Below are 12,661 nucleotides of genomic sequence, written 5' to 3'. Positions count from 1 at the left end.
GCGGCGCCGTGCGCTATGGCTCAGGGAGCATGGCGGACGACGTCTTCGGCATCGTCGGGACCACGCAGGCGGGTAATTTCCACGTCGAGCAGGTGGTCGCAGAGGGGGGATTCGGCGTGGTGTACCGCGCCATCCATGCCGGTTTCCGCGCGCCGGTCGCCTTGAAATGCCTCAAGGTCTCCGAGGCGAAGACCCCGCGCGAGCGCCAGCTCTTCCTGGAGAAATTCCGCGAGGAGGCCCAGCTCCTCTTCCGGCTCTCCGCCTCCATCCCGGAGGTCGTCCGCCCCCTCCACGTGGACGTGCTGCACCTGAAGCGTGGGGAGTTCGTCCCCTTCCTCGCCCTCGAGTGGCTGGAGGGCGAGTCGCTCGACAAGGTCATCGATCGGCGCAGGCTCAACCGGGAGCCGCCGATCCCGCTCCACCGGCTGATGAAGATGATGCGCCCCATCGCCCAGGCGATCGCGCGCGCGCACCGGTTCCCGAGCCCGAACGGCACGGTGTCGATCATCCACCGCGACCTCAAGCCCGAGAACATCTTCATCACGACGCAGGAGGGCACCGAGCGCCTCAAGATCCTCGACTACGGCATCGCCCAGGCGAAGACGCTCGCCGAGCAGGCCGTCGGCCGGGTGACGAACGGCGACCCGCTGAACGCGTTCTCCCCGGCGTACGGCGCCCCGGAGCAGTGGGCGCCGAAGCGGTTCGGGCAGGCGGGAACATGGACCGACGTCTGGGGTCTTGCGCTCACCATGGTCGAGGCGCTGGTCGGGCGGCAGGTGATCGAGGGCGAGGCGCAGGCGATGATGGGCACGGCGCTCGACGTGAAGCGCCGTCCCACCCCCCGGACCGAGGGCGCCAACATCCCGCCGGAGGTCGACGCGGTGTTCGAGCGCGCGCTCGCCGTGAGCCCGCGCGACCGCACGCGGGACATCGAGACGTTCTGGTCGGAGCTGGAGGCGGCGATGGGGGTCGCGCCGACGTTCGGGCGGGCCTCCGCGGACGACGGGTACTCCGTGCCGCCGCCGTCGTCGTCGATGCGCGCCGCCCCGCAGGTCAAACGCGCCGCGCACGTCTGGCTCGACGCGCCCGCGGACGGCGGGTCGCTGGAGATCGACCTCGACATGGCCCCCGCCTCGATGCGCCCGCCGAAGGGCGGCCGCCGCGACGGCCCGGCGAGCAGCGTGCGCCCGGCGCCGCCCCCGGACTCGGCCGGCCTCGAGATGGATCTGCCCGAGGGGCCGCCCGCGAGCGCGATGGGCGCGATGGGCGCGATGGGTCGCGGCGTGGGCGCGCTCGCCTCCGAGGGCGTGCCCGGGAGCGCGCGAGGCCGGGTGGTGCGCGACGATCGCGCGGGCTTCGCGGAGTCGACGCCCGTCGGCGTGCTCCCCCGCGTCGTCGGGATGGAGAGCGCCCCGCCGAGCACGCGCGCGCGCGCCGGCGGCATGGGCATGATGGAGAGCGCGCCGCCGCTGGAGGTGGCGCTCAGCGTGGCGCCGCGCGCGACCTCGATGGCGCCCGCGGTGCGCCCGCTGTCGGACATGCCGTCGACCCGCTACCGGCCGTCGGCGCGCCCGCCGGCGGACCTGCGGCCGCGCCCCCCGGATCCGAAGCCGCTCGCCGGGCCGAGCCTCCTCCAGCAGCTCGCCCTGCCCGCGGCCTGCATCGTGTTCGCGTGCGTGCTCACGGTGGCCGACCTCATCATCAAGCGATCGGGCGAGGCGCTGAGCTTCGGCCCGGTGCGCGCGTTCTGGGTCGCCGGCGTGCTGCTCCTCGTCGGCGTCGGCCTGTTCTTCTGGCGCATGCTCGGAGATCCCGGAGATGCCTGACGTGACCCCCGGCGGCGCGCTCGCGGAGCAGCGCGCCGACCAGAGCGTGTCGGCCCGCTTCACGCGGCTGATGAACGCGTCGACCTCCCGGTGGGGCGTGCTCACCGATCCCCCGCTCGTGTCGCTCGCCTCGGGCGTCTTCCTGCTCGCGTTCCTCGGCGCGCTCGGCCGCGACGCCGGCCCCTCGGTCGCGCGCGCGCTCGGCGGCCTCGTGCTCGCGCCGCTGGCGATCGCGCTCGTCGTCAGCGTGGCGCTGCGCGGCGCGCGGCGCGCCGTCGTCGCGTGGCTCGCGCGCCAGCCGTTCCCGGTGGAGAACCTGAACGCCGTGCTGAACGGACTGGGCGAGGCGCTCGAGGTCACCTTCGCCGGCGCCGTCCCCGAGACGGCGGAGCTCAACGCCGAGCTCGACAAGGTGCACCCGGATGCGTTCGTGACGGGCGGCGTCGAGGACGCGCGCTCGCTGGACATCCGCATCGGCGTCGTCGACTCGAAGCGAAACCCGGCCGTCACGAACCACCGGCGCTACGTCCGGGTCCGCGAGATCGTCGAGCGCGTGCTCGTGCCGCTCGCGGAGCGCTACCCGATCCAGAGCGTCCGGGTGAAGTAGACGCAAGCCGACGCACGCCGACACAAGCCGACGCGAGGCGCCGCGCGCGGCTTGCCATCCCGCCCGGTACCCCTGCTATCGTCGCGGCCCATGACCGCCTCGACCTCCGAGAAGCTCCTCTCCGATCTGGAAGCGCGGGGCATCACCCGCGCCAAGATCGGCGGCTTTGACATCGACGGGATCCTCCGCGGCAAGTACGTCTCCCTCGAGAAGCTGAAGAGCGCGCTCGGGAGCGGCTTCGGCTTCTGCGACGTCATCTTCGGCTGGGACATCGCGGACGTCCTCTACGACAACGCCAAGGTCACCGGCTGGCACACGGGCTACCCGGACGCGCACGCGGTCCTCGACCCGAGCACGCTGCGCGACCTGCCGTGGGAGCCGAACACGGTGGCGATGCTCGCCGACTTCCGCGACGAGCGCGGCGGCCCGCACCCGGCGTGCCCGCGTTCGCTGCTCCGGAGCGTGATCGCGAAGGGCGAGCGCATGGGCTACTCGGCGAAGTTCTCGTGCGAGTTCGAGTTCTTCCTCTTCGAGGAGACGCCCCGCTCGCTGCACGAGAAGCGCTTCGCCGGCCTGACGCCGCTCAGCCCCGGCATGTTCGGCTACTCGTGGGTCCGCGAGGGCCAGAACCAGAAGCTCATGGCGGCCATCCTCGACCAGATGCGCGCCTTCGACATCGAGATCGAGGGCCTGCACACCGAGACCGGCCCGGGCGTGTACGAGGCGGCGATCCGCTACGACGACGTGCTCCGCGCCGCGGACAAGGCCGCGCTCTTCAAGGTCGCGATGAAGCAGATCGCCCACGAGCACGGCCTCTCGGTGACGTTCATGGCGAAGTGGAACGCCGAGCTCCCCGGCTCGAGCGGCCACCTGCACCAGAGCCTGTGGAAGGACGGCCGCAACGTCTTCGAGGACGCGTCGGCGCCCGACAGGCTCCCGGCCGCGCTGCGCCACTACGTCGGCGGGCAGATCGCGCTCATGCCCGAGCTGACGGCGCTCTACTCGCCCACGATCAACGCCTACAAGCGGTACGTGCCCGGCGTCTGGGCGCCGCTCACGGCGAGCTGGGGCGTCGAGAACCGCACGGCGGCGATCCGCCTCATCGGCCTCGGCACGCCCGGCGCGCGCGTCGAGTACCGCCAGACGGCCGCGGACATCAACCCGTACGTCGCCATGGCCGCGTGCCTCGGCGCGGGGCTCCACGGCATCGAGCACGGCGTCGAGCCGCCGCCGCAGGCCTCGGGGGACGCGTCGTCCGCCGAGTCCTCGCGCCTGTCGCTGCCGCGCACGCTCGCCGAGGCGACGCGGATGCTCGCGGGCAGCCAGAAGGCCCGGGAGATCCTCGGCGAGACGTTCGTCGAGCACTATGTCAGGACGCGCGACTGGGAAGTGCGGCAGTACGATCGCGCGGTCACGGATTGGGAGCTGAAGCGCTACTTCGAGGCGGTGTGACCATGAGCCAGTTCACGGTTTGGAGCTTTCCTACACGCATCCTCTTCGGCGTCGGCGTCGTCGGGCAGACGGGCGCCGAGGCGCGCCGGCTCGGGGCGTCGCGGGCGCTGATCGTCACGGACAAGGGCGTCGTCCGCTCGGGGCTGCTCGAGCCCGTCGCCGCGTCGCTGCGGAAGGAGGGCGTCGAGGTCGCCGTCTTCGACGACGTGCTCGGCAATCCCATCGAGAAGAACGTGCACGACGGCGTCGCGGCGTTCCGCGAGGCGCGCGCCGATCTCGTCGTCGCGCTCGGCGGCGGCTCGCCGCTCGACGTCGGCAAGCTCGTCCGGCTCGGCGTGAACCACGGCCGGCCGCTCGTCGACTACGACGACGCCACGGGCGGCGATCGCTTCATCACGCCCGACGTGCCGCCGATGCTGGCCATCCCGACCACCGCGGGGACCGGCAGCGAGGTCGGCCGCTCGGGCGTCGTGACGCTCGACGTGAACCACCGCAAGACGGTGATCTTCTCGCCGTACCTGCTCGCGAACGCCGCGCTGCTCGACCCGGAGCTGACGCGGTCGATGCCGGCGTTCCTCACGGCGGCGACGGGCTTCGACGCGCTCACCCACTGCGTCGAGGCGTACGTCTCGAAGGGCGATCACCCGATGGCCGACGGCATCGCGCTCGAGGGGATCCGCCTCGCCGCCGCGCACCTCGAGCGCGCGGTCACGCACGGCAATGACCTCGACGCGCGCGGCGGCATGATGAAGGCGGCGATGATGGGCGCCGTCGCGTTCCAGAAGGGGCTCGGCGCGTGCCACTCGCTCGCCCACCCGCTCTCGAGCGAGTGCGGGCTGCACCACGGCCTCGCGAACGCCCTCTGCCTGCCGCCGGTCGTCGAGTTCAACGTCGCCGCCGCGGGGCCGCGCCTCGCCCGCGTCGCGGCCCTCCTCGGCGGCCCCGAGGACGCGGCCGCCTGCGCGGACGCCATCCGCGCCCTGCGCACCCGCATCGGGCTGGCGGCCGGCCTCGAGAAGGCCGGCGTCCCGCGCGACAAGCTCGACGCGCTGGCCGACCTCGCCGCTCAGGACGCATGCCACTCGTGCAACCCGCGCCCGTGCTCGCGCGAGGATCTCCGCCAGCTCTACGAGGCCTCCTTCGCGGGCTGACGCGCGCGCCGCGCCGCGCCGTCCGGCGACCCTCGCGCCGGACGCGCGCCGCGCCGAGCGACGTGCGCGCGCCGCGCCCGCGACGGTCGGGTGGCGCCCCCGCGCCGTCGACGCAGCGCTGACGAGGCGCTGACCGCGACGGGATCTCGGCCATTTGCCGGCATCCAGCGGGTCGCTGGGGGCCGGCCTACCTCTGGCCGACAATGGATAAATGAGGTAGCAGGGGGGCACGATGACCGTGACGACCACCGAGCGCACCGCGCGTCCAGCGACATGCCAGATGTTCGAGACGCCGCTCATCGAGCGGTTTTCACGGATTCATCCGATCACGCCGTTCGTCTTCTGGCTCCCGGTCTACGGGTATCTGGTCGTCCGCGGCGCGCGCAACGGCGTCGGCCTGCTGGAGGGGATCGGGCTCGTGCTGGTCGGCCTGTTCCTGTGGACGTTCGCCGAGTACGTCCTGCATCGATACGTGTTTCACTACGTCGGGCCGCGCCTGTGGCAGCGCCGGATGCACTTCGTCCTCCACGGGGTGCACCATGATTTCCCGCAGGACGCCGACCGGCTGGTCATGCCGCTCGGCGCCAGCATCCCGCTCGGCGTCGTGTTCTACACGCTGTTCCGCGTCGTCTTTGGCCCTGTTCCAGCGGATCCGCTGTTCGCCGGCTTCGGCCTCGGCTACCTCGTGTACGACGGCACGCACTATGCCATTCACCACTTCCGCATGAGCTCTCGCTGGGGGAAGTGGATCAAGCGCCATCACATGGTCCATCACCACACCGGGGAGCACGCGCGGTGGGGCGTGTCGTCGCCGCTCTGGGACTGGGTCTTCGGGACGATGGGCACCTCGCAGCCGGGAAAAGGGAGCTGACCGGGAGAGCGCGCCGCGGGCTCCGGAGCGCGCGTGTGTGATCGTCGGGAGCGTGGGAATCGGTCAGAGGCGCCGTGGGTTGAGAGGCCGTGAATCGGTCGCGCCTGGACGCCTGTGCGTGCGTGGACGATGCGGCGCGACGGCGTCGCGCCGAGCCGATCGAGCGTCGACGAGAGGAGGGGGAGGGGGCGGCGGGTCGGCTCGCCGCGGTGCGCGATCGCCGCGCGCGCGGCCGGGGGCCAGGCGCGCGGCGATCGCGTGACGATCGCGCGGCGCCCGCCGGGGCTCACGCGCGCGGCGGGCGGGCCTGCTTGACGTGCGTCGCGAGGAGATCGAGGTTCAGCGGGCGCTTCACAGCGAGGGGGTCGTGCCGGGCTGACCGGCCGGCACGTCGGGGAGCCGCCTCATCGCGCCGGCATAGAAGGTCCGCAGCGTGTTGCGCCCGCAGTAAGGGCACAGCCACGCCACGTCGAACCGGTCGAGGTGGGCGTTGATGCTGTGCGCCGGCGCGAGCTCCCGATCGGCCTCACCGGAGGCCGACCGACCGCGGGGGGCCCGGGTGGCCCACCCGGCGGTGACGTGCCGGTGCTCGTCCAGGGTGGCTGAGAGGCTTGCCTGGCACTCGCAAGGAGTGGAGATGAGGAACCGACTCATGCGTAACCGTCCTTCGTAGATGTTTCCGTAAAACCATGTCGGCATGCCGCGACGCGGCGTGCCCGGGAAGCGTGCTCGGGCAGCGCCCGGGAGCTTTCTCGGGAACCCTGTCCCGGAGCCATGTCCCGAAAGAGACGCGTCCCCATATAAAGGTTGGTCAGTTTGAGCTCAAGGGGTGTTAGCCTGGAGTACGGTCGCCTTGCTGTGACCGAGGAAGGGGAGTCCATGACCGCTCGACGTGCCGCTCGTGAGCGCGCGACGCTGGCGTCCGGGAGGTTGCAGGTCGTCGAGACGCGGCGGCCTGGACCGCGCTCGGTGCGCAGCTTCAAGATCCTGCTCGCGCACGACGCGCGCGCGGCGACCTGCGATCCGCTGGCCCGCGCGATCGAGGCCGCGCTGGAGAACGTCGAGATCGTGGACGCATCGTCGATCGACGACGCCCTGCTCGCGTCGGCGACCGAGCGGTTCGACGCGTGCCTGGTCTGCCTGGATCTACCGCCGGCCCCGCTCGGCGGCGCGCGCCTCGCGGCCGAGCTCGTGGGCACGAACCACCCGGTCGTGCTCGTGACGAGGAGCCTGCGCTGGCTGCCGCCCGACAGGCCCACGCTGCAGAACCTGCCGTGGATCCCGCCCGACGCGGGGACGGCCGAGATCACCAGGGCGATCACGGAGGCGACCAGCGAGTGCGACAGCATGATCCGCCGGCGCGCGCCGCTGCCCGGCGAGCTGCTCGACGCGCCCGCCTTGCGCGCGCGCCGGTGAGGGCGGCGCGCGCCGCGCGCCGGCCTGCTCGACGCGCCCGCCTTGCGCGCGCACCGGATCGAAAAAGCAGAGGAAGGGGCTTGCTCTGCGGCTCGAGATTCGATAGAAGCTTCCTCCACCTCACGCGGGACTAGCTCAGTTGGTAGAGCATCAGCTTCCCAAGCTGAGGGTCGCGGGTTCGAATCCCGTGTCCCGCTCCGAGGATCACCGGCCCCCCCTTGCGCTGGCGGTCCTCCTGCCGTTGGATGCCGCGAGGCCGAGGAGCGTCTCGTGCTCCGACGCCTCCGGGGCGTCTCCCTGAGCTGAGCTCAGGAGCGGACGACCGGCGCTCGCGCGCTGCGCGAGACGGACATCCTCTGGGGGCGCACGACGCCTGAATCCGGGTACCTCCCGCTGCGTGGACAGCGGTGCCCCACAACATTGGGACACTCGGAGGTGCTCATGCAGGATGGCCGGCGCATCGCGCTCAACGCGGCGCTGATGCTCCTCAAGCAGGCGATCATGGCCGTCCTCGGCGTCGTGTTCGTCGGCTACCTCGCGCGGAGGGTGGGGGTCGCCGCCTGGGGCGAGTTCCAGGCCTCGCTCGCGATCGCGAGCATCGTCACGATCGCCGCCGGCGTGGGCGTGAGGGGATACCTGGCCCGCGAGGTCGCCGTGCGGCCAGAGCTCGGACCACGTCACCTCGGCGCGGCGCTCGCCATCCGCGGCGTCACCGGCACGCTGGTGCTCGGCGCGACCGTGGCCGTCGTGCTCGCGACCCGCTCGGGCGTCGGCGCGCAGCTCGTCGTGCTCGCCGCGGCGTCCCAGCTCGCGACGCTGCTCTACTCGACCATGTGGCTCTCGTTCGAGGCCCACGAGCGCTTCCAGTACATCCTCTACGCGGAGCTCGGCGCCAGGCTGTTCGTCATCGCGCTCTCGGCGGCCCTGCTCGCGCTCGGCTTCGGCGTTGTCGCGGCGGCCGCGGCGTTCCTGCTCGGCAACGTGCTGGAGCTCGGGATCACCGCGCACTACCTCCGCTCGCGGCTCTACCGGCCGGAGTTCGCGACGCCCCCCGCCGAGCTCTGGCAGATCGCGAAGCGCAGCCTGCCGATCGGCGCGCTCGGCGCGCTCGCGAGCGCGCTCCTCCAGGCCGACCGCGTCATGCTCCGCGCCCTCTGCGACGAGCAGGCCGTGGGCGTCTACAGCGCCGCCTGGGTGCTCAGCGAGAACTTCCGCATGCTCCCCGACGTCCTGCTCGGCGCCGCCTTCGCCGCGGGCATGCGCCTCTACACCCAGGATGGCGACGCGTTCGGGCGCCTCTACAGCGGCTGCATGCTCGTCGCCGCGCTCTTCGGGCTGCCGGTCGCCGCGGGCGTCGCGCTGCTCGCGCCGGACATCATCCGGCTCGTCTACGGAACGACGGGCGACTACGCCCCGTCGGCGGACGTCCTCCGGATCCTCGCCTGCGGCGTCCCCGTGACCTTCGCGTTCCAGGTCGTGACGCTGCCGCTGCTCGCCGCGAAGCGCGAGGTCGCGATGGTGCAGATGCTCGCGGTGACGCTCATCGCCAAGATCGCGCTGAACCTGCTCCTCCTGCCGCGCTACCGCGCCCTGGGCGCCGCGTGCGCGACGCTGGCCGTCAGCGCCGGGTCGCTGATCGCGTCGTGGGGCATGACCGCGCGCTGGGCCCAGTTCGTCGAGCTCGGCCGGATCGCCGCGATCCTCGCCGCGACGGCGGTGATGGCCAGCGCGGCCTACGCCGCGCGCGTCCTCGCCGGGATGTGGGCGTCGATGGCGGTGGGCGTCGCCGTGTACGTCGTCCTCCTCGTCGCCCTGCGCGCCGTCTCCTTCGGCGAGCTGCGCGCGCTGCTCGCGCGCCGCGTGCGCGCCTCGCCGGCCGCGGTGGCGTGACCCGCGCGCGGCGCCCGCCTCGCCGGCCCCGCGGCGCGACCGATGTCCGCCGCGGGCGGGCCCGGCGAGCGCGCCCTCCCGTGCGCGCGCGCGGAACGAGGGGCGATCCAGATTCCGCATTTTTCGCCGGAGATGCCGGTCGCCACGGGTCTCTGTGGTTGCCGACATGCGCTCTCATCCGGCGGGATTCACGCAGGAGGAGCACGACGCCTGTGGCTCGGAGGTGACGGTGCCGCGGCCCTCCTCGTGGCATGCAGCGTGAATAGCGGAGGGCCGATGTGGCGGCGCGGGCAGGTCCGGGGGCTGGCCGGGGTGGGGCGACTCCGGCAATGGATGGCGCGGCGGCCGTCCTCGCTCCGCGCCCTCGGCGCGCCGGGGCGAGACGAGGTGAGCGCGGCGGAGCATCCGTGGAGGTCCAGGGAGACGGACCTGCCCATGGGCGACGGCGGCTACGCGCTCCTCGCGCGCCTGTCGGCAGGCGGCATGGCGGAGCTGTTCCTCGCGTGCCGGCGCGGGCCGGCAGGTATCGCCCACCCCGTCGTCGTGAAGCGCCTTCGCCCCGAGGCGCGGCGCGATCCATCGATCGTGCGGATGTTCCTCCGGGAAGCCTGGATCAGCGCCCGGCTCCAGCATCCGAACGTGATCCGGTTCCACGACTTCGTGTTTCACGAAGGGCGCCATCACCTCGTGGTCGAGTACGTCCCGGGCTGCGATCTCGCCGCGGCCGCGCGCGCGCACTTCGCCGAGGGGCGGCCGTTTCCGATCGAGGCGGCGATCGAGATCGGCCTGGGCGTGCTGCGGGCGCTCGAGCACGCGCACGGGCTCCGCGACGACGTGGGGAGCCTCGTCGGCCTCGTGCACCGCGACGTGAGCCCGCAGAACGTGCTCCTCTCGCTGGAGGGCGAGATCAAGCTCATCGACTTCGGCGTCGCGAAGATGACGGCGACGAGCGGGATCGAGGACGCCGGCCCCCTCGGCCCGGCGTGGTCGGCAGGGGGGGCGGTGCCCTCGAGCGGCGCCGGCACGGTGAAGGGCAAGCTCGGCTACGTGGCGCCCGAGCAGCTTCGCGGGCAGCGGGTCGACGCGCGGGCGGATCTCTTCGCGGTCGGGGTGATCCTGTTCGAGCTGCTGACGGGTCGGCGCCTGTTCCACCGGAAGGACGACGGCGCGACGATGAGCGCGGTGCTCTCCGGCGAGGTGCCGGCGATCGCGCCGCTCCGCCCGGCGTGCCCTGCGCTGCTCGAGGAGGCCGTGCGGCGCGCGCTCGCGCGCGATCCCGAGGGGCGCTTCGAGACCGCCGCGGACATGGAAGAGGCGCTCGCCGAGGTGCTCGCGTCGCTGCGCAGCGCGCCGAGCGGGCGCGACGAGCCGAGCTCGAGCGAGCGCGGCCTCCTCGCGGGCCAGGAGCTCGCGGCGCTCGTGCGCGAGGTCACGAGCGGGCGCGATCGGCACCGATCGATGCTCGTGCGGGGCTGCCGGCGATCTGCCGGGCCCCGCGGTCGACCTGGCACGCGGGCAGGGGCCGCGAGCCGCTCCGGGGAGGAATCGCGGGCAGGGGCCGCGAGCCGCTCCGGGGAGGAATCGCGGGCAGGGGCCGCGAGCCGCTCCGGAGAGGGCTCGAGCGCAGCGCCCGCGAGCCGCCCTGGAGAGGCGTCGCGGCGGACGGCCGAGCGGCGCCCCGGGGACGAGCGCGACGAGGCGACGCCGCGGCTGCGCGGGCTGGAGGGGGGCGTGAGCCCGCCCGAGGACAGGCGCGCGCAGGGCGACCTCAGCGAGGCCAGGGACGCCGCCACGCCGCACTGGAGGGACGCGCGCCCGCCGCGGCGCCTTCGGCTTCTGTCCTGGCTCGTGATCGCGGCCGTCACGTTCGCCGCCGGGGCGATCGCGGGCAGGGCGATCGGCGCGACGAGCGCCGGCTCCTCCAGCGCTCAGCGCCCGCGCGGCGACAGCGCGGAAACCGCGCGGCCGAGGGCAGAGGTCCATTCGGCACCGCGCCGGTGATGCGTCGAACGCGAACGGCCCTTTGCGGTGGCACAGGCAACGCCGGGCTCGCTAGCCTAGCCGGCCCTGATGTTCGTCCGGAATCTCCTGAGCCGTTCCTTCGCCATCGCCGCGCTGACCGTACCCCTCCTCGCGAGCTCCACGAGCGGGAGCGCGCTGCCTCGCCCCGCCCCCGGCGAGCCGGAGGAGCCGAGCTGGCTCGGCGCGGCCATCGAGGGGCAGTCGATCTGCGTCGGCTCGACCGTGGCGAGCGCGGGTGAGCTCGGCGACGTCCTGTATTACCGCAGCGCGCCGGGCGAGCGCGGCGAGATCTCCGTCGGGTATTACGCCTTCTTCTCGGAGGAGCGGCCCTGGGGCAACAACTGGCTCACCTGGACCGTGCTGCCAGCGCTCGCCGTGGACCTCGTCTACACGCACGGGCTGTTCTTCGGTCCGGGGATCCAGCGCGTCGCTTACGGCAAGGGCGACGTCGAGGGGTTCAGGATCGTCTACAGCGTGGGCGAGGACGGGCGGCTCGCCGTCGAGCATGGGGTCGCCGACCGCGGCGATCACAGCGAGGTGCAGCTCGATCGCGCCGATCTGCTCTCGGTCGATCCCGCGCGGCCGACCGTCTACTCGCGGTGGTGGAGCCACCAGCTCGGCGGGCAGGGCGCGGCGCCGGGCGATCTCGTGACCCGCCGCTGCTACGGCGCGGGCGCCATCCGGCCGCTGCCCCCGGACGTCGCGCTCGACTTCCGCCTGGACCGGCGCGCCGGGCCGGCGCGCGTCGTGCCCGCCGCGGCGCTGCTCGCGCGGCCCGCGGCGCCTCGGCAGCGCGATCAGGACCTCGCTTTCCGGCCGAGCGTCGCGTTGTAGATCGCGAGGAGGATGACGGCGCCCAGGATCGACGTGAAGAAGCCCCCGCTCGACTGGTACGAGGGGTAGATCCCCAGGGCCCGTCCGATGAAGCCGCCGAGCAGGGCTCCGGCCATGCCGAGCAGCGCTGTCACCACGAAGCCAGCCGGGTCGCGCCCCGGGGTCAGCAGCTTGGCGATGACGCCGACGATGAGCCCAAACAGGATCCACAACAGCACAGACATGGTTCGCTCCTCTCGACTCCGGGTCACGCCGGGGGGCGTCTTCCCGGGTCAACGCGGAGGCCAGCGTTTGCAGACGACGTGCCGGGCGCGGTGCGCTCCGTTCGCACCGCGGTGAGGCGGCGCCCCGCGGCCAGCGCGCGCGGCGGTGATGCCTTCGCGCGCGCTGGGCACCGGCTGTACGCGGCGCGCGGCGGGCGCGGCGAGGTCGAGGATCGCCGTGCTGCAGGCGCGCGCTTCACGTCGCGGAGTGAGCGCTTCGTTCGCACCGCGCCTGCGCCTCGGCGCTCGCCGTCGCCCGGCTCCTCGCCGCGCCCGCGGCGCTGCGCCCTCGATCCCGGCGTCGGGCGAGCGGGCGCTGGCGCGTCGCC

11 protein-coding genes and 1 tRNA gene are annotated in these 12,661 nt (G+C 73.3%); 10 read left to right on the top strand and 2 right to left on the bottom strand.

Features of this window, described 5'->3' with window-relative positions; translation table 11 throughout:
- Nucleotides 1-29: 29 nt before the first annotated feature.
- The 5 genes from WME76_RS16805 (at nucleotide 30) to WME76_RS16785 (ending at nucleotide 5,907) form a co-directional block, all read left to right on the top strand.
- The gene (locus WME76_RS16805) at nucleotides 30-1,826 is read left to right on the top strand and encodes a serine/threonine protein kinase (RefSeq protein ID WP_437961102.1); all 1,797 of its coding nucleotides are present in this window, start codon (nucleotides 30-32) and stop codon (nucleotides 1,824-1,826) included.
- Nucleotides 1,819-2,433 carry a hypothetical protein gene (locus tag WME76_RS16800; protein WP_437961101.1) on the top strand — a complete coding sequence of 205 codons (615 nt, stop codon included), beginning with the start codon at nucleotides 1,819-1,821 and terminating at the stop codon, nucleotides 2,431-2,433. The genes WME76_RS16805 and WME76_RS16800 overlap by 8 nt, the downstream gene beginning before the upstream one ends.
- Nucleotides 2,434-2,523: 90 nt before the next feature.
- Nucleotides 2,524-3,885, top strand: a complete 1,362-nt coding sequence (locus tag WME76_RS16795; protein ID WP_437291760.1) for a glutamine synthetase family protein — start codon at nucleotides 2,524-2,526, stop codon at nucleotides 3,883-3,885.
- Nucleotides 3,882-5,036, top strand: a complete 1,155-nt coding sequence (locus WME76_RS16790; RefSeq protein WP_437961100.1) for an iron-containing alcohol dehydrogenase — start codon at nucleotides 3,882-3,884, stop codon at nucleotides 5,034-5,036. Before WME76_RS16795 ends, WME76_RS16790 begins: the two co-directional genes overlap by 4 nt.
- A gap of 232 nt (nucleotides 5,037-5,268) precedes the next feature.
- Nucleotides 5,269-5,907: a sterol desaturase family protein gene (locus tag WME76_RS16785; RefSeq protein WP_437961099.1), complete on the top strand. Its 639-nt coding sequence runs from the start codon at nucleotides 5,269-5,271 to the stop codon at nucleotides 5,905-5,907.
- 351 nt (nucleotides 5,908-6,258) lie between these two features.
- Here WME76_RS16785 and WME76_RS16780 read toward each other — a convergent pair whose 3' ends face one another.
- Entirely contained in the window at nucleotides 6,259-6,561 is a 303-nt protein-coding gene (locus WME76_RS16780) for a hypothetical protein (RefSeq protein WP_437961098.1), read from the bottom strand.
- A 225-nt stretch (nucleotides 6,562-6,786) separates the two neighbouring features.
- Between WME76_RS16780 and WME76_RS16775 the strand changes: the two genes are divergently transcribed.
- The 5 genes from WME76_RS16775 (at nucleotide 6,787) to WME76_RS16755 (ending at nucleotide 12,069) form a co-directional block, all read left to right on the top strand.
- Entirely contained in the window at nucleotides 6,787-7,323 is a 537-nt protein-coding gene (locus WME76_RS16775) for a hypothetical protein (protein WP_437961097.1), read from the top strand.
- 124 nt (nucleotides 7,324-7,447) lie between these two features.
- Nucleotides 7,448-7,520, top strand: a tRNA-Gly gene (locus WME76_RS16770).
- A gap of 244 nt (nucleotides 7,521-7,764) precedes the next feature.
- The gene (locus WME76_RS16765) at nucleotides 7,765-9,213 is read left to right on the top strand and encodes a flippase (protein WP_437961096.1); all 1,449 of its coding nucleotides are present in this window, start codon (nucleotides 7,765-7,767) and stop codon (nucleotides 9,211-9,213) included.
- 258 nt (nucleotides 9,214-9,471) lie between these two features.
- Nucleotides 9,472-11,214, top strand: a complete 1,743-nt coding sequence (locus tag WME76_RS16760) for a protein kinase domain-containing protein (RefSeq protein ID WP_437961095.1) — start codon at nucleotides 9,472-9,474, stop codon at nucleotides 11,212-11,214.
- A 69-nt stretch (nucleotides 11,215-11,283) separates the two neighbouring features.
- On the top strand, nucleotides 11,284-12,069 hold the full coding sequence (locus WME76_RS16755; RefSeq protein WP_437961094.1) for a hypothetical protein: 786 nt from the start codon (nucleotides 11,284-11,286) through the stop codon (nucleotides 12,067-12,069).
- On the opposite strand, the gene WME76_RS16750 is transcribed toward WME76_RS16755, so the two are convergent.
- A complete protein-coding gene (locus WME76_RS16750; RefSeq protein WP_437961093.1) occupies nucleotides 12,033-12,293 on the bottom strand; it encodes a GlsB/YeaQ/YmgE family stress response membrane protein in 261 nt (86 codons plus the stop codon). The two genes, WME76_RS16755 and WME76_RS16750, sit on opposite strands and share 37 nt — an antisense overlap.
- Nucleotides 12,294-12,661 lie beyond the last annotated feature (368 nt).

Origin of the sequence: Sorangium sp. So ce119 (assembly GCF_051524405.1) — a bacterium.
Taxonomy (GTDB): Bacteria; Myxococcota_A; Polyangia; order Polyangiales; family Polyangiaceae; genus Sorangium; species Sorangium cellulosum_G.
The sequence above is the reverse complement of the archived record's forward strand: the minus strand, read 5'-3'. Positions and strand labels throughout refer to the sequence as shown.

Excerpts from the sequence above, each read along its gene's own strand:
- WME76_RS16805 (WP_437961102.1), top strand. The coding sequence starts at position 30 with ATGGCGGACGACGTCTTCGGCATCGTCGGGACCACGCAGGCGGGTAAT.
- WME76_RS16800 (WP_437961101.1), top strand. The coding sequence starts at position 1,819 with ATGCCTGACGTGACCCCCGGCGGCGCGCTCGCGGAGCAGCGCGCCGAC.
- WME76_RS16795 (WP_437291760.1), top strand. The coding sequence starts at position 2,524 with ATGACCGCCTCGACCTCCGAGAAGCTCCTCTCCGATCTGGAAGCGCGG.
- WME76_RS16785 (WP_437961099.1), top strand. The coding sequence starts at position 5,269 with ATGACCGTGACGACCACCGAGCGCACCGCGCGTCCAGCGACATGCCAG.
- WME76_RS16780 (WP_437961098.1), bottom strand. The coding sequence starts at position 6,561 with ATGAGTCGGTTCCTCATCTCCACTCCTTGCGAGTGCCAGGCAAGCCTC.
- WME76_RS16775 (WP_437961097.1), top strand. The coding sequence starts at position 6,787 with ATGACCGCTCGACGTGCCGCTCGTGAGCGCGCGACGCTGGCGTCCGGG.
- WME76_RS16765 (WP_437961096.1), top strand. The coding sequence starts at position 7,765 with ATGCAGGATGGCCGGCGCATCGCGCTCAACGCGGCGCTGATGCTCCTC.
- WME76_RS16755 (WP_437961094.1), top strand. The coding sequence starts at position 11,284 with ATGTTCGTCCGGAATCTCCTGAGCCGTTCCTTCGCCATCGCCGCGCTG.
- WME76_RS16750 (WP_437961093.1), bottom strand. The coding sequence starts at position 12,293 with ATGTCTGTGCTGTTGTGGATCCTGTTTGGGCTCATCGTCGGCGTCATC.